Below are 18,880 nucleotides of genomic sequence, written 5' to 3' on the forward strand. Positions count from 1 at the left end.
TCACTGCGAGCTGCCGATGCACGCCTTAAACAGAGCAAAAAGCTGATGTCCACCACCTGGCATGTACTGGGCGCCGGCAGCCTCGGCACTTTATGGGCGACACGTCTGGCACGGGCCGGAGTGCCGGTCAGGCTGATCCTGCGGGACGCCGCGAGACTGCTGGCCTATGAGACAGCCGGTGGAGTGACACTGGTGGAACACGGCGAGGCGCAACTCTATGCCGTGCCCGCCGAGACAGCCGACAATCCCCAACCGATCCACCGCCTGCTGGTGGCGTGCAAAGCCTACGACACCGAAAGTGCGGTGGCCCGATTGGCGCCACGCCTGGCTCCAGGCGCCGAACTGATCCTGCTGCAAAACGGCCTGGGCAGCCAGGACGCGGTGGCCGCACAGGTTCCTCAGGCACGCTGCATTTATGCCTCGAGCACCGAAGGTGCCTTTCGCGATGGCGATTGGCGCGTGGTGTTTGCCGGGCATGGCTTCACCTGGCTGGGGGATGCGAGCCATCCGGTGGCGCCGATCTGGCTCGATGACCTGAGCGCTGCCGGCATCCCTCACGAGTGGAGCACCGAAATCCTGACCAGGCTGTGGCGCAAACTCGCCCTCAACTGTGCGATCAATCCGCTGACGGTGCTGCACGATTGCCGCAACGGAGGTTTGCAGCAACATCACTGTGAAGTCGCCACCCTGTGCGGCGAACTGGTGGAATTGCTTGAGCGCTGTGGTCAGCCGGCAGCAGCCGAAAACCTGCAGCAGGAAGTCGAACGGGTGATTCACGCCACCGCGGCCAACTACTCCTCGATGCATCAGGACGTCACGAGCCAGCGTCGCACGGAAATCAGCTACCTGCTGGGATACGCCTGCAAAGTGGCCGGACGTCATCAACTGAACCTGCCTCACCTCAATCAACTTGAGGCAAGGCTGATCGCCCGCCTGCAAAGCCTTGGATTGCCCAGCGACTGAGCAGCGGCTACGCTGGCCACTTGTTCCTTTTCTGCGATGAATCCGATGCCATTGCGCCAGCGCCTTGAAAACCTGCCCGTCGGCCAGAAACTGCTGGCTGCCCTGCTGGTACTGATGGTCACCGTCCTGCTGGTTGCCAACCTGACCTTTATCAGCGCCGCCTACTACATCTCCCAGGAAAGCATGGCGCCCCAGGCCCTGCAGACCATCGGCCGGCTGGTATCCAACCCGAGCCTTGCCTCCGAAGCCCTGGCGTCCCCCCAAAGCGCCGAGCGCCTGCTGAATGAACTCGACAGCTATTCGCCGTTGCGCGCGGCAGCCCTCTATGACGGTAAGGGTGAGCGATTGGCGCAATTGCAGCGTGGCGACAACCTGGAGCTGCCGAAGCGTTTCCGGCATATCGAAGACTGGCAGGCCACCGAGTTTCGTACCAACCAAATCATTACCCTGCCCCGCACCGGTGCGGCACCAGGGCACCTACTGTTGGTGGCCACGAGCGAACTGCCAGTGGCGTTCTACACCGGGACCCTGACGGCCAGCCTGGGGATTCTGATCTTCAGCGTGCTGCTGTGGCTGATCATTGCCCGCCAGATCAAGCGCCTGATCACCCGGCCGATCCACCAGCTCGAAGAGTTGTCCCGACAGGTAACCCGCGAAGAAAACTACGCACTGCGTGCTTCACGCGGAAACCACGATGAAATCGGCAGCCTCGCCGAGGCGTTCAATACCATGCTCTCACGGATCGAGGCCCGGGAGCAGCAACTCAAGCGGGCCAGGGACGACTCCCAGGCAGCCTACGACCAGGCTCAGGGTCTGGCGGAAGAAACCCGCCATACCAACCGCAAACTGGAGCTCGAAGTCCAGGTGCGCAGCAAGATCGAGAAAAAGCTCACCGGTTTCCAGAACTACCTCAACAGCATCATCGACTCCATGCCGTCGGCGCTGATCGCCCTCGACGAACAGCTCTACGTGACGCAATGGAACCAGGAGGCCAGCGCCCTGTCCGGCACGCGCCTCGATGAAGCTCTGAACCAGCCAATCTTCCTGGCCTTCGAACCGCTCAAGCCGTTCTTGCCGCAACTCAAGGAAACGGTCGAGCAGCATACGGTGGCCAAGATCGAACGTGTCACCTGGCTCAAGGACGACGAACCCCGCCACTACGCCCTGACGTTCTATCCATTGATGGGCGGTGCCGGGCGTGGCGTGGTGATCCGGATCGACGACATCACCCAGCGCCTGTCCCTGGAGGAGATGATGGTGCAGTCCGAGAAAATGCTGTCGGTGGGTGGCCTGGCCGCCGGCATGGCCCACGAGATCAATAACCCACTGGGCGCGATCCTGCACAACGTGCAAAACATTCGCCGACGCCTGTCGCCCGATTTACCGAAGAACCTCGAAGTGGCCGAACAGGCCGGCATCGAACTGGCGACGGTCAACCAGTACCTGCAAATCCGCGAAGTGCCACAGTTGCTCGACGGCATCCAGCAGGCCGGTGCCCGGGCGGCGAAAATCGTCACCCACATGCTCAGTTTCAGCCGTCGCAGCACCCGCCAGATGGCCCCGTGCGACCTGCCCGCCCTGATCGACCAGGCGGTGGAGATCGCCGGGAATGATTTCGACCTGGCGATCGGCTTCGACTTCAAGGGCCAGGCCATCATTCGCCAGTTCGATCCAGCCCTGGGACCGGTCCCCGGCACCGCCAACGAACTGGAGCAAGTGCTGCTCAACCTGTTGAAAAACGCCGCGCAAGCCATCCACCAGCGCGAAGACGACAGCGAGCCTGGGCGGATCGTTCTGCGCACCAGGCTGAATCCGCCATGGGCGGAAATTCAGGTCGAGGACAACGGCATTGGCATGAGCGAAAATGTGCGCAAACGGACCTTCGAGCCGTTTTTCACGACCAAGGAAATCGGCCAGGGCACCGGGCTTGGACTGTCGGTGTCGTACTTCATCATCACCAATAACCACAAGGGGCAGATGGAAGTGCAATCGACCCTGGGCCAAGGCACCTGCTTCACCTTGCGCCTGCCCCTGGCGAGCACGCCGCCTGTCTCGCAAGAACTCAATCTGCTATCGAGGTAACCATGGGCTTTCGTTTGTCGAAGATTTACACCCGCACTGGCGACAAAGGCGAGACCGGGCTGGGCGATGGTCGTCGCGTCCCCAAGGATCACCCGCGGATCGAGGCCATTGGCGAAGTCGATACGCTGAACAGTCAGGTGGGCGTGTTGCTGGCCGGGTTGGCGGCACAAACGGATACTTTTGCCGGCTTGCAGGAAGTGATCGAGGTTTTGGCGCCTTGCCAGCATCGATTGTTTGATCTGGGCGGTGAGCTGGCAATGCCGGTGTATCAGGCGCTGAATGCGGCGGAAATCGAGCGCCTGGAAGCGGCAATCGATGTGTGGAATGAAGAGTTGGGCCCACTGGAAAACTTCATCTTGCCCGGCGGTTCGGCGCTGATTGCCCAGGCCCATGTCTGCCGTAGCCTGGCGCGCAGTGCCGAGCGGCGGTGTCAGCAATTGAATGCGATTGAGCCGTTGGCCGGGGTTGGTCTGGCGTACATCAATCGGTTGTCGGATTTGTTGTTTGTGGTGGCGCGGCTGATTGCCAAGCGTCAGGGCGTGGCGGAGATTCTTTGGCAGCCGGCGGCGAAGCCTGATAAATAATCGGCGACTGTCAGGCCGCCTTCGCGGGCAAGCCCGCTCCCACAGGGATTGTTGGTGTTCACACAATCTGTGTTTCACCTTGAACACTGTGGGAGCGGGCTTGCTCGCGAAAGGGCCAGCAGGAGCGCTACAAAGTCAGGCCTCAGGCCAGAATGCCCGAATCCCCGCCACACCCTGCGCACCCGCCGCCCAGGCTTTCTCGACCTCCGCCGGGCCAACGCCACCAAGCAGGAACACCGGCTTGCTGAAGCCCTCGATCAAGCTCGACGCCTGCTCCCAACCCAATGGCTCGGCGCCCGGGTGAGTCAGGGTGGGTTGCACCGGCGACAGGGTCACGAAATCCACTCCCATCTGTTCGGCCAGTTCCAACTCTTCAGCGTTATGGCATGACGCCGCCAGCCAGCGCGATGCCGGTAGCGGTCGGCCAGCCGCTGCGTATTTGCGCAACTGCGCCGAGGTAATGTGCCAACCGGCGGACGGGAAATCGCCCAGCCATTCGAACGGCCCCTTGATCATCAATTGCGCCTTGCCGGCACACAGGCCTGCCGCATCCACGGCCAGGTCGCGATATTTGGGATCGTAACCGCTCGGTGCGCGCAACTGGATCAGCTTGATGCCACCGGCAATGGCCTTCTGGATGCCACGCAGCAACGCCGGGGTTTCCAGATCTTCCGGGGTAATCAGGTACTGCGACGGCAATCGGGCCGCTGCGACGATCGGCTGATTGGCCGCCGGAAACTCGTAGCCCGACAGGTCGCGGGGCGACACCCAGGCCAGCGGTTGACCTTCGGCGCCGTGAGGTTCGCCGGTAAACGACGAGACTTCCCAGACATCCAGCAACACCTGCTTGTCCGGGTAATCGTGCCGGATCTTGATCAGCGGGCGCGCCGCGCCGACCACAATTCCCAGTTCCTCATGGAGTTCACGGGCCAGTGCGGTTTCGACCGACTCGTCGGCCTCGACCTTACCGCCTGGAAACTCCCACAGGCCGCCCTGGTGCTGTGAATCGGCACGGCGGGCGATCAGGATCTGGCCACTGCCATCGCGGATGACGGCGGCGGCGACATGGACTCGTCTCACCTTTGCAATTCCTCCAGTCCAGCCTTCTGCCAGGCCTTGAAGGCTGGCCATTGGTAGATGCTTTCAACATAGGCTTCGTCGGCCACGGACAGCTTCACCCGATAGGTGCGCAGGCGCACCGCGATGGGTGCAAAGAACGCGTCGGCCAACGTGATGCGGCCAAACAGGTACGGACCGCTCTCGGTGGTTGCGGCACGACACTCGGCCCACAACGCTGACATGCGCTCGATGTCCGCCTGGACATCGGCCGGGACCGGTGACAGCGCTGCGTCATGGCTCAAGTCGAACGGCATGTTGCCGCGCATGGCGAAAAAGCCACTGTGCATCTGCGCGCACGCCGAACGCGCCTGGGCACGGGCGGCAGTGTCTTTGGGCCACAGGTTCGCGTCGGGAAACTGTTCTGCCAGGTATTCGGCAATCGCCAGGGAGTCGGCGATGGTGCCGTGTTCGGTTTTCAGCAGCGGGACCTTGCCGGTGGGCGAATGCTTGAGCAGACGCTCACGGGTGTCCGGCTGGTTCAGCTTGATCAATTCTTCGGTGTAGGAGGCGCCAGCCAGATCGAGGGCCAGGGCCCCGCGCAGGGACCAGGAGGAATGCAGTTTGTCGCCGATGATCAGGTGCAGGCTCATGTTCGGGACCTTTTGGTGGGGGGACAGGCCAAAATCTCTAGCGTCTGGTCATCCGTCATCGCGGGCAGGCCCGCTCCCACAGTGACCGCGTTGAACACAACCCTTGTGTACGCTGCTGAACCTGTGGGAGCGGGCTTGCCCGCGATCGGGTCGACCCGATCTTAGGTACGGTACTCAGCGTTGATCTTCACGTACTCGTGGGACAGGTCGGTGGTCCAGATGGTTTCGCTGCAATCGCCACGACCCAACTCGATACGGATAGTGATTTCTTCCTGCTGCATCACCGCCGCGCCCTGGACTTCGGTGTAGGTCGCCGCGCGCGCGCCATGGCTGGCAATGCACACGTCGCCGAGGAACACGTCAATCTTGCTCACATCCAGGTTTGGCACACCGGCACGGCCTACGGCCGCCAGGATACGGCCCCAGTTCGGGTCCGAAGCAAACAGCGCGGTCTTGATCAGCGGCGAGTGAGCCACGGTGTAACCGACGTCCAGACACTCCTGGTGATTGCCGCCGCCATTGACTTCAACGGTGACGAATTTGGTTGCGCCTTCACCGTCACGAACGATGGCCTGGGCCACGTCCATGCACACTTCGAACACCGCTTGCTTGAGCTTGGCGAACAGCTCGCCTTCGGCGCGGGTGATTTCCGGCAATGCGGCCTGACCGGTGGCGATCAGCATGCAGCAGTCGTTGGTCGATGTATCACCATCGATGGTGATGCGGTTGAACGACTTGTTGGCGCCGTCCAGTATCAGGTTTTGCAGCACGTCGCGCGAGACTTTGGCGTCGGTGGCGATGTAGCCGAGCATGGTCGCCATGTTCGGGCGAATCATGCCGGCGCCTTTGCTGATGCCGGTAACGGTGATGGTCACACCGTCGTGCTGGAACTGACGGCTCGCGCCTTTGGGCAGGGTGTCTGTGGTCATGATGCCGGTGGCGGCAGCTTCCCAGTTGTGGATCGACAGGTCGTCGAGGGCCGCCTGCAGCGCGCCTTCGATTTTTTCGACCGGCAGTGGCTCGCCGATCACACCGGTGGAGTACGGCAGCACCTGTTTGGCATCGACACCGGTCAACTCGGCCAGTTTCGCGCAAGTGCGCTCGGCGGCGACCAGGCCTGGCTCGCCGGTTCCGGCGTTGGCATTGCCGGTGTTGGTCAGCAGGTAACGCACAGGGCCTTGCACGCGTTGCTTGGCCAGGATAACCGGTGCGGCGCAAAAGGCGTTCAGGGTGAACACGCCGGCAACCGTGGAGCCTTCTACACAGCGCATGACCACAACATCCTTGCGCCCCGGGCGCTTGATGCCGGCCGAGGCGATACCGAGTTCAAAACCGGCAACCGGGTGCAACGTTGGCAAAGGACCAAGACCAACAGCCATGAATGCGCTCCTTTATAAATGATGTCTGCACCGTTTCAGCAGAACGGTGGTTCGAATGGTAAAACGCCGCGACGGCAGAAGCCGGTCGCGGCGCGGGTATTTCAGCGATTGAAACGGGTTTTACTGAATCTGCCCGTGGCAATGCTTGAACTTCTTGCCCGAACCGCAGTAGCACAGCTCATTGCGACCCAGCTTCTGCTCGTTGCGAACCGGCGCGGCAGCGAGGGCAACATCAACCTCTTCGCCCAACACTTCCGGCTGCTCCAGACCTGGGGCTTCTTCATGCAGGAACTGCATGCGAGCGGCCAATGCCTCGGCTTCCTGACGCAGGCGCTGCTCTTCTTCGATCGGGTCTTCGCGGCGAACCTGAACGTGGGACAGCACACGGATCGAATCGCGCTTGATCGAATCCAGCAATTCGGAGAACAGGGTGAACGACTCGCGCTTGTATTCCTGCTTCGGGTTCTTCTGGGCATAACCACGCAAGTGGATACCGTGACGCAGGTGGTCCATGGTCGACAGGTGGTCTTTCCACAGGTCGTCCAGTACGCGCAGAACGATTTGCTTCTCGAAGGTGCGCAGCGCTTCGGCGCCCGCCTGGTCTTCTTTCTCGTTGTACGCCGCGATCAGTTCCTGCATCAGTTTCTCGCGCAGGGTTTCTTCGTACAGGTGATCGTCTTCGTCGAGCCATTGCTGGATCGGCAGCGTCACACCGAAATCGCTCTGCAATGCAGCTTCCAGACCTGCCACGTCCCACTGCTCAGGCAGCGATTGCGGAGGAATGTGCGCGCTGACGGTGGCGTCGAGCACGTCCTGACGGAAGTCGGCGATGGTCTCGCCGATGTTGTCGGCGGCCAGCAACGTGTTACGCATGTGATAGATCACTTTACGCTGTTCGTTGTTGACGTCGTCGAACTCGAGCAGTTGCTTGCGAATGTCGAAGTTGCGGCCTTCAACCTTGCGCTGGGCCTTTTCGATGGCGTTGGTCACCATGCGGTGCTCGATCGCTTCGCCAGGCTGCATGCCCAGAGCCTTCATGAAGTTCTTCACCCGGTCAGAGGCGAAGATGCGCATCAGGCTGTCTTCCAGCGACAGGTAGAAACGGCTGGAACCGGCGTCGCCCTGACGACCGGCACGACCACGCAGCTGGTTGTCGATACGGCGCGATTCATGACGCTCGGAGGCAATCACCTGCAAACCGCCCGATTCGAGCACTTGCTGGTGACGCTTCTGCCAGTCGGCCTTGATCTGGGCAATCTGCTCAGGGGTCGGGTTTTCCAGGGAAGCCACTTCCACTTCCCAGTTACCGCCCAACAGGATGTCGGTACCACGACCGGCCATGTTGGTGGCGATGGTCAGTGCGCCCGGGCGACCGGCCTGGGCAATGATCTCGGCTTCCTTTTCGTGGAACTTGGCGTTCAGGACCTTGTGTTCGATACCTTCCTTCACGAGCAGGCTGGACATGTGCTCGGAGGTTTCGATGGTGGCGGTACCGACCAGAACCGGACGGCCCGCGGCCATGCTTTCCTTGATGTCGGCCACGATTGCCGCGTATTTCTCGTCGGCGGTCAGGAACACCAGGTCGTTGTAGTCCTTACGGGCCAGCGGCTTGTTCGGTGGAATCACCATGACCTGCAGGCCATAGATCTGGTGGAACTCGAACGCTTCGGTGTCGGCCGTACCGGTCATGCCGGACAGCTTGTTGTACAGACGGAAGTAGTTCTGGAAGGTGGTCGACGCCAACGTCTGGCTTTCGGCCTGGATGTTCAGGTTTTCCTTGGCTTCGATGGCCTGGTGCAGGCCTTCGGACAAGCGGCGGCCCGGCATGGTACGGCCGGTGTGCTCGTCGACCAGTATGACCTGACCGTCCTGCACGATGTATTCGACGTTGCGATGGAACAGCTTGTGCGCACGCAGGCCGGCGTAGACGTGAGTCAACAGACTCAGGTTGTGCGCCGAGTACAGGCTCTCGCCTTCAGCCAGCAGGCCGATGCGGGTCAGCGTCTCTTCGACGTACTGGTGACCGGCTTCGTTGAGCTCGACCTGACGGGTCTTTTCGTCGACGGTGTAGTGACCGGCCTGGGTCACTTCGCCTTCGACTTCTTCAACGTGCAGCTTGAGCTGCGGGATCAGCTTGTTGACCTCGATGTACAGCTTGGAGCTGTCCTCGGCCTGACCGGAGATGATCAGCGGCGTACGGGCTTCGTCGATGAGGATGGAGTCGACTTCGTCGATCACGGCAAAATTGAGTTCGCGCTGGAATTTTTCTTCCATGCTGAACGCCATGTTGTCACGCAGGTAATCGAAACCGAATTCGTTGTTGGTGCCGTAGGTGATGTCGGCGGCGTAGGCAGCGCGCTTCTCTTCCGGCGGCTGGAACGGCGTGACAACGCCGACCGTCATGCCGAGGAATTCATACAGCGGGCGCATCCAGTTGGCGTCGCGTCGGGCCAGGTAGTCGTTCACCGTCACAACGTGCACACCGTTGCCGGACAGCGCGTTGAGGTAAACGCCCAGTGTTGCCACCAGGGTCTTGCCTTCACCGGTACGCATTTCCGCGATCATGCCTTCATGCAAGGTCATGCCGCCGATCAGCTGGACATCGAAGTGGCGCATGCCCATGACACGCTTGCCGGCTTCGCGGGCGACCGCAAAGGCTTCTGGCAGCAGTTTGTCGAGGGATTCCCCTTTGGCGATGCGGGCCTTGAACTCGCTTGTCTTGGCACGCAATTGATCGTCCGAAAGGGCCACCATTTGCTCTTCGAAGGCATTGACGAGTTGCACCGTCTTGAGCATGCGTTTGACTTCACGCTCGTTCTTGCTTCCAAAAAGTTTCTTTAACAAAGGCGCAAACATATCGGCAGGATCTTCCACACTAAAGGGATGGAGGGCGGCCCCGTGAGTCGCCCGTGCAGCCCTCATGGCCGCATGCGAACGAGCATTCTACCCGGAAACGATGGAGAGGAAAGTGGCGATATTCCACGATGCTGGCACAGCGCTTTGACGGGGCTCACTTAAAATAAGGGCGTTTTGCTCAACTTCAAGCCATTCAAGACAGAAGTTAGTTGTTGATTTAATGGGCAAAGCACCCACAAAAGCAATGGGCGGGTGCATCCGGCGCTTTCTGCTACCATGGCGCCTCTGTTACTTCAGGTGTCTGATCATGGCATTTCGCCCACTTACGGCCAAAGTACCTGCCGTTCTACTACGCGAAGCCAAGCCGCTGAAAGCCATTCTCGGCCACGCTCAACGCCTGGGTCATCTGCAACGTTTGCTCGAAAGCCAATTGCAACCCGCCGCTCGCGAGCATTGCCACGTGGCTTCCTGGCGCGAAGGCAGTTTGTTGCTGATTGTCACCGACGGTCATTGGGCAACCCGCCTGCGCTACCAGCAGAAACGCCTGCAGCGGCAACTGCAAATGTTCGACGAGTTTGCCAATCTGACCCGGATCCTGTTCAAAGTTCAACCGCCGACCGTTCAGCAAGGTGCGGCCGGGCATACGATGGATTTGTCCAACGACGCGGCAGCGACCATTCAGGCCACTGCCGACGGCATCAGCGACCCGAATTTGCGGGCGGCGCTGGAGCGGTTGGCGGCGCACGCCAAATCCAAAACCTGACACTGGACCAATGTGGGAGCGGGCTTGCTCCCACATTGACTGTGTTCGCTCAAGCTAGCGGCGTTTTTTGCTGCCTAGCAACGAGCCCATCAAGCCGCGCACCAACTGTCGGCCAATCTGGTTCGCCGCCTGTTGCATCGCCGATTTCAGCGCCTTCCCTGCCGCGGTACCGAGGAACTCTCCCGCCTGCTCGGTGAAGCTCGGTTCCTGTTTGCCCTGCTCCGCTTCGGGCTCAGGAGCCAGTCCCTTGCGTCCCATCAGCACCTCATAGGCTGATTCGCGATCGATCGGTTGGTCATAACGCCCTTTGAACGGTGAGCCTGCGATCAATATCGTGCGCTCGGTTTCCGTCAAAGGCCCGATCCGCGATTGCGGCGGTGCCACCAGCACCCGCTGGACCATTTCCGGCGTGCCTTTTTCCTGCAGGGTGCCGACCAGCGCCTCACCGATCCCGAGTTCGGTCAACACCGCTAAGGCATCGAACGCAGGATTCGGCCGGAAACCCTCGGCCACCGCGCGCAGGGACTTCTGCTCCTTGGCGGTGAACGCACGCAGACCGTGCTGGATGCGCAAGCCCAACTGCGCCAGCACATCATCAGGCAGGTCACCCGGCGACTGGGTGACGAAATACACGCCCACGCCTTTCGAACGAATCAGCCTCACGACCTGTTCCAGGCGATCACGCAATGCCTGGGGCGTACCGTTGAACAGCAAGTGGGCCTCGTCGAAGAACAGCGCCAGCAACGGTTTGTCGGCATCGCCACGCTCGGGCAACTGTTCGAACAGCTCGGCCAGCAGCCACAGCAGGAACGTCGCGTAGACTTTCGGCGCCTCATGCACCAGGCGGCTGGCATCGAGCAAATGAATGCGACCACGGCCGTCCGCCGTGGGCTGGAGGATGTCTTCGAGTTGCAGCGCCGGCTCGCCGAACAGGGCTTCGGCGCCCTGTTGCTCCAGGGTCGCCAGACGTCGCAGCAATGCCTGGCTGGAGCCTGTGGTCATCAATGCCGCATCGTCGCCCAGCAACCGGGGGTTGTCCCGCAGGTGATTGAGCAACGCCTTCAGGTCCTTGAGATCGAGCAACAACAGGCCTTCGCGGTCCGCCACCTTGAACGCGGCGTACAGCGCCGACTGCTGACTGTCGGTCAGCTCCAGCAGGCTGCCCAGCAGCAGTGGCCCCATTTCACTCAAGGTTGTGCGTAAAGGATGACCGGACTGACCGTGTATGTCCCACAGCGTCACCGGATAAGCCTGAGGCTTATGGTTGAGCCAGGGCATCCCGGCAATCCGCTCGGCGATCTTGCCCTGAGGGTTGCCGGCGGCGCCAAGGCCGCACAGGTCACCCTTGATGTCGGCGGCGAACACCGCCACGCCGGCATCGCTGAAGGCTTCGGCCAATCGTTGCAAAGTGACGGTTTTGCCGGTACCAGTCGCGCCCGCGATCAATCCGTGGCGGTTCGCCAGGCGCATGGCCTGGGCAATCGGCTGCCCTTTGAGATCGGCGCCGATAACGAGTTGCAATGAGTCAGGCATTTGGTCACCCATGATTAATCTTTGGTCCTGCACGGCCGATAGAGATAACGACAAAGCAGTCAGACACGATCTGGTCGGAAATTTCCCTAAGGAGAGTCGGAAAATTCACTTGCTTTCAACCTTGCCCGTCGTGCGTCCCTTTATAAAAGCACGCGCTGGACATTAAGACCTTAGCGGAACCCCAAGCCATGAACAAAAATCTGCGTTTCAGCCATAAAATCCTGCTTGCCGCCGCCCTCATTGTGATTGCCGCCTTCGCCTCATTCACGCTGTACAACGACTATTTGCAGCGCAATGCCATTCGCGAAAACCTGGAAAATTATCTGCAGGAAATGGGCGGAGTTACCGCTAACAATATCCAGACCTGGTTGAACGGGCGCAGCCTGCTGATTGAAAACCTGTCGCAAACTGTCGCGCTCAACCCCGATGCCGACAACGTTTCCAGCCTGCTTGTACAAAAAGCCGTGACCTCGACCTTCATGGGCGCCTACCTCGGCAGCAAGGATGGCTCGTTCATCATTCGCCCGGACAGCAAGATGCCCGATGGCTATGACCCGCGTGCACGCCCTTGGTACAAGAGCGCACAAGGCAGCAGCGGTTCGGCATTGACCGAGCCGTATATTGATCTGGCCTCCGGCCAACTGGTGATTTCCATTGTCGACAGCGTTATCAAGGACGGCCAGAACATCGGCGTGGTCGGTGGCGACCTGAGTTTTCAGGTGATCGCCGACAGCCTTGGCACGCTGGATTTCGACGGCATGGGCTATGCCTTCCTGGTCAGCTCCGACGGCAAGATCCTGGTACATCCCGACAAAGCGCTGGCGATGAAGATGCTCAAGGATGTCTACCCGCAAGACACGCCGGCCATCAGCAGCGCAATGAGCGAAATCCAGGTCGACGGCAAAACCCGCATCGTGACCTTCACCCCGATCAAAGGCTTGTCGTCGGTCAACTGGTACATCGGTGTATCGGTCGACAAAGAAAAAGCCTACTCGATGCTCAGCAAATTCCGCGCCTCGGCTGTCATTGCGACCGTCATTGCCGTGGCCATCATCATCGCCCTGCTCGGCATGCTGATTCGCATCCTGATCCAGCCGTTGCACGTCATGACCCGCGCCATGGCCGACATCGCCGACGGCGAAGGCGACCTGACCAAGCGCCTGACGATCCAGAACCATGACGAATTCGGCACCCTGGGCACCGCGTTCAACCGGTTCGTCGAGCGCATTCACGGCTCGATCCGCGAAGTCTCCTCGGCCACCGGGCAAGTCAACGAAGTGGCCTTGCGCGTAGTGGCCGCCTCCAACTCGTCGATGTTCAACTCCGACCAGCAAGCCTCGCGCACCAGCAGCGTCGCGGCCGCCATCAACCAACTCGGCGCCGCCGCCCAGGAAATTGCCCGTAACGCCGCTCAGGCTTCGAGCCAGGCCAGCGATGCCCGCAGCCTGGCCGAAGACGGCCAGCAAGTGGTGGACCGCAGCATCGTGGCGATGAATCAACTGTCGAGCATGCTCAGCGCATCGAGTTCCAACATCGAATCGCTGAACAGCAAAACGGTGAACATCGGGCAGATTCTCGAAGTGATCACCAGCATTTCCCAACAAACCAACTTGCTGGCACTCAACGCCGCCATTGAAGCCGCCCGCGCCGGTGAAGCCGGTCGTGGATTTGCCGTGGTGGCGGACGAAGTGCGCAACCTGGCACACCGCACGCAGGAATCGGCGCAACAGGTGCAAACCATGATCGAGGAGCTGCAGGTCGGCGCCCGGGAATCGGTCAGCACCATGAGCGACAGTCAGCGCCACAGCCAGGACAGCGTGGAAATCGCCAACCTCGCGGGTGAACGCCTGAACAGCGTGACGTTGCGCATCGGTGAAATCGACGGCATGAACCAGTCGGTGGCTACCGCAACCGAGGAACAGACCGCCGTGGTGGAGTCGATCAACGTCGATATCACCGAGATCAACACACTGAACCAGGAAGGCGTGGAAAACCTGCAATCGACATTGCGCGCCTGCTCGGATCTTGAGCAGCAGGCGGCGCGGTTGAAGCAGTTGGTGGGCAGTTTCAGGATCTGAGGCGCTCTTGCGGGCCCCTTCGCGGGCAAGCCCGCTCCCACAGGTATTTTGGGTGTTCACACAATTTGTGCTCACCTTGACTCCTGTGGGAGCGGGCTTGCCCGCGAAGGCGGCCTGTCAAACGATGCATCTCCCCCGCTGACCCCCCCACCCGCACAACCCCAACCGAACATCTATCCTTCATATAGGTCAACCAAGGGAGTACCGGGACCGGAGGATCGTTCATCGTGCATATCGCTGACATCACCATGTTCTACGCCCCTGCCAGCGGTGGCGTGCGCACTTACCTGGATGCCAAACACCGTCGTTTGGGGATCAAACCGGGCATTCGCCACAGCTTGCTGATTCCCGGGTCTTCTTTTAGCGAGCAGGATGGCATCTTCACGGTTCCCGCCCCTGCCCTGCCCTTCGGCAAGGGCTATCGCTTTCCTCTGCGCCTCGCACCCTGGTGCAATGTCCTGCAAGACTTGCAGCCCGATCTGATCGAAGTCGGCGACCCCTACCTCACCGCCTGGGCGGCACTGGATGCACGGCGCCAACTCGATGTGCCGGTCATCGGTTTTTATCACTCGGACCTGCCGCTGCTGGTCAGCAACCGCATGGGCAACTGGGTGACCAACAACGTCGAGGCCTATGTCAGCAAGCTCTACGGCAACTTCGACCGGGTCCTGGCGCCCAGCCGGGTCATGGCCGACAAGCTCACCGGGATTGGGGTCAGGAATGTCTACGTACAACCGCTCGGTGTCGACCTGCAAACCTTCAATCCCGATGCCAGAGACCCCGGGCTGCGTGCCGAACTGGACCTGGACGAAAACACCCGCCTCTTGATCTTCGCCGGGCGAGGTTCCAAGGAAAAAAACCTGCCGGTGCTGCTCGACTGCATGAAACGCCTGGGCCGACGCTATCACCTGTTGCTGGTTGGCTCGTCGATGCCCACGGCCGTGCCGTCCAACGTGACGGTGATCGACGAGTTCTGCCCGGCGGCGCAGGTGGCCCGCCTGATGGCCAGCGCCGACGCCTTGCTTCACGCCGGCGATCAGGAAACCTTCGGCCTGGTTATTCTGGAGGCCATGGCCAGCGGTATTCCGGTGGTAGCCGTGGCGGCCGGGGCCTTCGAGGAAATCGTCACCGAGGACTGCGGCCGGCTCTGTACGCCGAACAATCCCGCCGCGATGGCCACCGCTGTTCGAGAACTGTTCTGCTCGGGCAGCGTAGCGCTGGGCCGACAAGCGCGATTGCATGTCGAACGACATTACGCCTGGGACACGGTGGTCAACAGCCTGCTGCGCCATTACCACGCCGTGCTCGGCAGCCAATGGCCGCTGACCGCCAATGGTTGAGCCCATGAACAGGCCCGCTTTACTGCTGGTACTGCACGACTTGGCACCGCCCACCTGGGCCGATTACCAGCCATTCGTCAAAGCCGTCGACGCCTTGGGTGACGTGCCGATCACCTGGCTGGTGGTCCCGGATTTCCACAAACACAACAATCTGGACGCCCATCCGCAATTTTGCCGCCAGCTCGGCGCCAGGGTCGCCCGGGGCGACGAACTGGCATTGCATGGCTATTTCCATTGCGACGACGGGCCGATGACAATCAATCCCCGTGACTGGTTCATGCGTCGGGTCTACACCCACGAAGGCGAGTTTTACCGCTTGTCGCAGGAAGTCGCCCTCACCCGCCTGTGTTCGGGCATCGAGATGTTCCACCGCCATGACTGGCCGCTCGCGGGGTTCGTCGCCCCGGCCTGGCTTATGAGCCAAGGCACTCGCCAGGCACTGCGCCAATTGCCGTTGAGTTACACCAGCGACTCGCAACATTTATACCGGCTACCGGATTTCACTGCGATCGAGGCGCCGGGGCTGGTCTGGAGTGCGCGCAGCGCCTGGCGCCGGGGCGTATCGAAGCTCGTCAGCGACCGGCGTGAACAGCGCTGGCAGCACGCTCCGGTGATTCGCCTGGGCCTGCACCCGGTGGACATGCGCCATGAGTTCTCGCGCCGCTACTGGCTACAAACCCTGGAGCGCCTGCTCGACAATGGAAGAGTTCCGATGACCAAGGCCCGCTGGCTGGCGCTGCAAGACGACCGAATGGGCCGTGTCGCATGAGTCGCGCACTGCTGTTGCTCGTTGGCCTGCTCGCGGCAGTGCTGATTCCATTATTGTTGGGCGGCAGCGAAACCTGGTCTCGGCTGACCGCATTTCCGCTACCGTGGTTGCTGATCATGTTCGGCATGATCCTGCTGTGCTGGGGGATGAACACCCTGCGTTTGCGTCTGTTGCTGGGGGATCAATGCGACAAGGTCGGCCGGTTCAGGAGCCTCGGCGTGGTGATGGCCGCCGAATTCGCCTACTGCGCCACGCCCGGCGGCAGTGGCGGGCCTCTGACGATCATGGCTTTGCTGGCGCGTCGCGGCGTGCGTCCGGCCAGGGGCAGTGCGGTGTTTGCCATGGATCAACTTAGCGACTTGCTGTTTTTCCTCTGTGCCCTGAGCGGGATTCTGATTTACGCCCTGTTCCAGCACCTCAGCCAGCGCATGGAATGGATGCTGATGGTCAGCGCCGTTTCGCTGTTCTGCGGCCTGATCAGTTGCGTCCTGGTGGCCCGTTACCACCGTTTATTGATTCGCCTGAGCGGCCGTTGGCTCGCCCGGATCAATGTCAAACCGGCCACGCGAATGCGTTGGGCGCGCAAGCTCCTGCAGTTTCTGGCGGCGTTTACCGACACGCTGAAGTTGCCCGTGCAGACCTTGATCAAGGTATTCGCCCTGACCTGTGTGCATTGGATCCTGCGCTACAGCGTGCTGTACCTGGCGTTACGAGGGCTTGGCGCGGACTTGCAGTGGGCCTGGAGTTTTCTGATCCAGATGCTGGCCCTGAGCGCCGGGCAATTCAGCCTGCTGCCGGGCGGAGCCGGGGCGGCTGAGCTGACGTCCGCCGCGCTGCTGGCGCCCATGGTCGGGAAGTCCACGGCAGCCGCGGCGATTCTGATTTGGCGGGCGGTGACCTATTACTTCTATTTACTGGTCGGAGGGCCGGTGTTTTTGCTGATGCTGGGTCGGCCGCTGCTGATGAAGTTGATGAGCCTCAGGCAGACTTAGGCTTGTCCTGGAGCTCTTGCTGCAACTGCTCCCACAGCTGCTCGGCATCAGGAAACTCCGTACCGGTTTCTGGCCCCATGTCATCGGGGTCATAGCGGCTCAGGCAACCTTCGCCCAGCGTGGCGGGGGCCTTGGAGGTGGCTTTGTCCAGTGGATCGGCCATGGTCATGTCCTCGGTGCAGAAACGGCGAAGGGCCTGAAGCGATTGAACGCCCAGGCCCTTCGAATTTCAACTGTAACGTACGCCTGTCAGAAGACAACGGTCTTGTTGCCGTGCACCAGCACGCGGTCTTCCAAGTGATAACGCAAGCCACGGGCCAGCACCATTTTCTCGACATCGCGGCCGAAACGCACCATGTCTTCGATGCTGTCGCTATGGCTGACGCGCACCACGTCCTGCTCGATGATCGGGCCGGCATCCAGCTCTTCGGTCACATAGTGGCAAGTCGCACCGATCAGCTTCACGCCGCGCAGGGAGGCCTGGTGGTACGGCTTGGCGCCGACGAACGACGGCAGGAAGCTGTGGTGAATGTTGATGACCTTGTGCGCATACTCGCTGCACAGCTCCGGCGGCAAGATCTGCATGTAGCGGGCAAGCACCACCACTTCGGCGTCGTGCTGTTTGACCAGGCGCGAAACCTCGGCGAAGGCCGGCTGCTTGTCCTGCGGATTGACCGGGACGTGGTAGTACGGGATACCGTGCCACTCCACCATGCTGCGCAAGTCATCATGGTTGGAAATCACACAGGAAATTTCGCAGTCCAGTTCATCGCTGTGCCAGCGGTGCAGCAAATCGGCCAGGCAGTGCGACTCGCGGCTGGCCATCAGGACCACGCGTTTCTTTTGCTCGGTGTCGGTGATGCGCCAGTCCATCGAGAACTCTTCGGCGATCGGGGCAAAGGCTTCACGAAACGCTTCGATACCAAATGGCAGGGAGTCGGCACGGATTTCGTGACGCATGAAGAACCAGCCACTGAGATTGTCCGAGTGATGGCTCGCTTCAGTGATCCAGCCGTTGTGTGATGCCAGAAAGTTACTGACTTTGGCAACGATGCCAACACGGTCCGGGCAAGAAATCACCAGACGAAAAGTGCGCATGAGGGGGAAACTCCAGAACTTCGCAAAGGCCGCCATTCTAGCGATTGCGCAGCAAAACTGCAGTATTGTTGACGTTTCGCCCTGCCGGAAGGTCGATGCTGCGGCGCGGACACCAGCAGTGCCTGCTTGCACAGATGCTCTTGCGGTGCCGGTCAATTGTTAATTTATGTATATCCGACAGACCGGGACCACACTAATTACTGCACTACCAATGCGCGCCAAAACCCCGGCAATTAAATTAAATAAACTTGCCTTAAATGTTTACTTGATGAAACACCGTGACTATTATTGCCGCACTGTCACCTGCCATCCAGCGTACAACATAAGGTAGTCACCATGTCCTTGATCAACGAATATCGCGCCACCGAAGAAGCTATCAAAGAGCTGCAAGCCCGTTTGAAGAACCTGTCCCAAGACGACAAACTGCAAACCGAGCTGGAATTCGAAGGCAAACTGCGCACCCTGATGGGTGAATACTCCAAGTCCCTGCGTGACATCATCGCGCTGCTGGATCCAGAATCCAAAACCAAGGCACCACGCGGCGGTGCAGTGAAAACTACCGGCACCAAGCGTGCTCGCAAAGTTAAACAATACAAAAACCCGCACAACGGCGAAGTCATCGAAACCAAAGGTGGCAACCACAAGACTCTGAAAGAGTGGAAAGCCAAGTGGGGCGGTGACGTGGTGGAAGGCTGGGCTACTCTGCTGGGCTAAGCCTCAGAGCTTGTCGCAGA

General features: G+C 60.6%; 16 protein-coding genes and 1 pseudogene. 10 read left to right on the forward strand and 7 right to left on the reverse strand.

Going from position 1 to position 18,880, the window contains the following annotated elements; genetic code table 11:
• The first annotated feature begins 45 nt into the window (after positions 1–45).
• Genes PMI34_RS06795 through PMI34_RS06785 form a run of 3 tightly spaced genes read left to right on the forward strand, consistent with a single transcriptional unit; the run spans position 46 to position 3,629 of the window.
• Positions 46–963, forward strand: coding sequence for a putative 2-dehydropantoate 2-reductase (locus PMI34_RS06795; RefSeq protein WP_008052466.1), 918 nt, complete (start codon positions 46–48; stop codon positions 961–963).
• A 45-nt stretch (positions 964–1,008) separates the two neighbouring features.
• Positions 1,009–3,045 (forward strand): sensor histidine kinase, encoded by a 2,037-nt coding sequence (locus PMI34_RS06790; protein WP_032829808.1) that lies wholly within the window; start codon positions 1,009–1,011, stop codon positions 3,043–3,045.
• 2 nt (positions 3,046–3,047) lie between these two features.
• Positions 3,048–3,629 (forward strand): cob(I)yrinic acid a,c-diamide adenosyltransferase, encoded by a 582-nt coding sequence (locus PMI34_RS06785; protein WP_008052470.1) that lies wholly within the window; start codon positions 3,048–3,050, stop codon positions 3,627–3,629.
• A gap of 135 nt (positions 3,630–3,764) precedes the next feature.
• Here the strand turns inward: PMI34_RS06785 and PMI34_RS06780 are convergent, their stop codons facing one another.
• The 4 genes from PMI34_RS06780 to secA form a co-directional block, all read right to left on the reverse strand.
• Positions 3,765–4,709 (reverse strand): Nudix family hydrolase, encoded by a 945-nt coding sequence (locus PMI34_RS06780; RefSeq protein ID WP_008052471.1) that lies wholly within the window; start codon positions 4,707–4,709, stop codon positions 3,765–3,767.
• On the reverse strand, positions 4,706–5,338 hold the full coding sequence (locus PMI34_RS06775; RefSeq protein WP_008052473.1) for a glutathione S-transferase family protein: 633 nt from the start codon (positions 5,336–5,338) through the stop codon (positions 4,706–4,708). The genes PMI34_RS06780 and PMI34_RS06775 overlap by 4 nt, the downstream gene beginning before the upstream one ends.
• A gap of 161 nt (positions 5,339–5,499) precedes the next feature.
• On the reverse strand, positions 5,500–6,717 hold the full coding sequence (argJ, locus tag PMI34_RS06770) for a bifunctional glutamate N-acetyltransferase/amino-acid acetyltransferase ArgJ (RefSeq protein ID WP_008052474.1): 1,218 nt from the start codon (positions 6,715–6,717) through the stop codon (positions 5,500–5,502).
• Between the two features lie 120 nt (positions 6,718–6,837).
• Positions 6,838–9,573 carry a preprotein translocase subunit SecA gene (secA, locus tag PMI34_RS06765; RefSeq protein WP_032829809.1) on the reverse strand — a complete coding sequence of 912 codons (2,736 nt, stop codon included), beginning with the start codon at positions 9,571–9,573 and terminating at the stop codon, positions 6,838–6,840.
• A 307-nt stretch (positions 9,574–9,880) separates the two neighbouring features.
• On the opposite strand from secA, the gene PMI34_RS06760 reads away from it, so the two are divergent.
• The gene (locus PMI34_RS06760; RefSeq protein ID WP_008052476.1) at positions 9,881–10,336 is read left to right on the forward strand and encodes a DUF721 domain-containing protein; all 456 of its coding nucleotides are present in this window, start codon (positions 9,881–9,883) and stop codon (positions 10,334–10,336) included.
• Between the two features lie 54 nt (positions 10,337–10,390).
• Here the strand turns inward: PMI34_RS06760 and PMI34_RS06755 are convergent, their stop codons facing one another.
• A complete protein-coding gene (locus PMI34_RS06755; protein WP_032829814.1) occupies positions 10,391–11,869 on the reverse strand; it encodes a helicase HerA-like domain-containing protein in 1,479 nt (492 codons plus the stop codon).
• Between the two features lie 188 nt (positions 11,870–12,057).
• Between PMI34_RS06755 and PMI34_RS29790 the strand changes: the two are divergent.
• The 5 genes and pseudogenes from PMI34_RS29790 to PMI34_RS06735 all read left to right on the forward strand — a co-directional run.
• Positions 12,058–13,089 (forward strand): annotated as a pseudogene (locus PMI34_RS29790) (HAMP domain-containing protein); the annotation flags it as partial.
• A gap of 93 nt (positions 13,090–13,182) precedes the next feature.
• The gene (locus PMI34_RS29795) at positions 13,183–13,947 is read left to right on the forward strand and encodes a methyl-accepting chemotaxis protein (RefSeq protein WP_412072454.1); all 765 of its coding nucleotides are present in this window, start codon (positions 13,183–13,185) and stop codon (positions 13,945–13,947) included.
• A gap of 227 nt (positions 13,948–14,174) precedes the next feature.
• A complete protein-coding gene (locus PMI34_RS06745; RefSeq protein ID WP_008052479.1) occupies positions 14,175–15,287 on the forward strand; it encodes a glycosyltransferase family 4 protein in 1,113 nt (370 codons plus the stop codon).
• A complete protein-coding gene (locus tag PMI34_RS06740; RefSeq protein WP_008052480.1) occupies positions 15,280–16,056 on the forward strand; it encodes a DUF2334 domain-containing protein in 777 nt (258 codons plus the stop codon). Before PMI34_RS06745 ends, PMI34_RS06740 begins: the two co-directional genes overlap by 8 nt.
• On the forward strand, positions 16,053–17,048 hold the full coding sequence (locus PMI34_RS06735; RefSeq protein WP_008052481.1) for a lysylphosphatidylglycerol synthase transmembrane domain-containing protein: 996 nt from the start codon (positions 16,053–16,055) through the stop codon (positions 17,046–17,048). The genes PMI34_RS06740 and PMI34_RS06735 overlap by 4 nt, the downstream gene beginning before the upstream one ends.
• Here PMI34_RS06735 and PMI34_RS29005 read toward each other — a convergent pair.
• The gene (locus PMI34_RS29005) at positions 17,035–17,211 is read right to left on the reverse strand and encodes a hypothetical protein (RefSeq protein WP_008052482.1); all 177 of its coding nucleotides are present in this window, start codon (positions 17,209–17,211) and stop codon (positions 17,035–17,037) included. The two genes, PMI34_RS06735 and PMI34_RS29005, sit on opposite strands and share 14 nt — an antisense overlap.
• Before the next feature lie 86 nt (positions 17,212–17,297).
• Positions 17,298–18,146, reverse strand: a complete 849-nt coding sequence (gene purU / locus PMI34_RS06730) for a formyltetrahydrofolate deformylase (RefSeq protein WP_007993692.1) — start codon at positions 18,144–18,146, stop codon at positions 17,298–17,300.
• Positions 18,147–18,482: 336 nt separating this feature from the next.
• Between purU and mvaT the strand changes: the two genes are divergently transcribed.
• A complete protein-coding gene (gene mvaT / locus PMI34_RS06725) occupies positions 18,483–18,860 on the forward strand; it encodes a histone-like nucleoid-structuring protein MvaT (RefSeq protein ID WP_007933316.1) in 378 nt (125 codons plus the stop codon).
• The last annotated feature ends 20 nt before the right edge of the window (positions 18,861–18,880 follow it).

The sequence above is a fragment of the Pseudomonas sp. GM74 genome, from assembly GCF_000282455.1.
In the GTDB taxonomy this organism is placed as follows: Bacteria; Pseudomonadota; Gammaproteobacteria; order Pseudomonadales; family Pseudomonadaceae; genus Aquipseudomonas.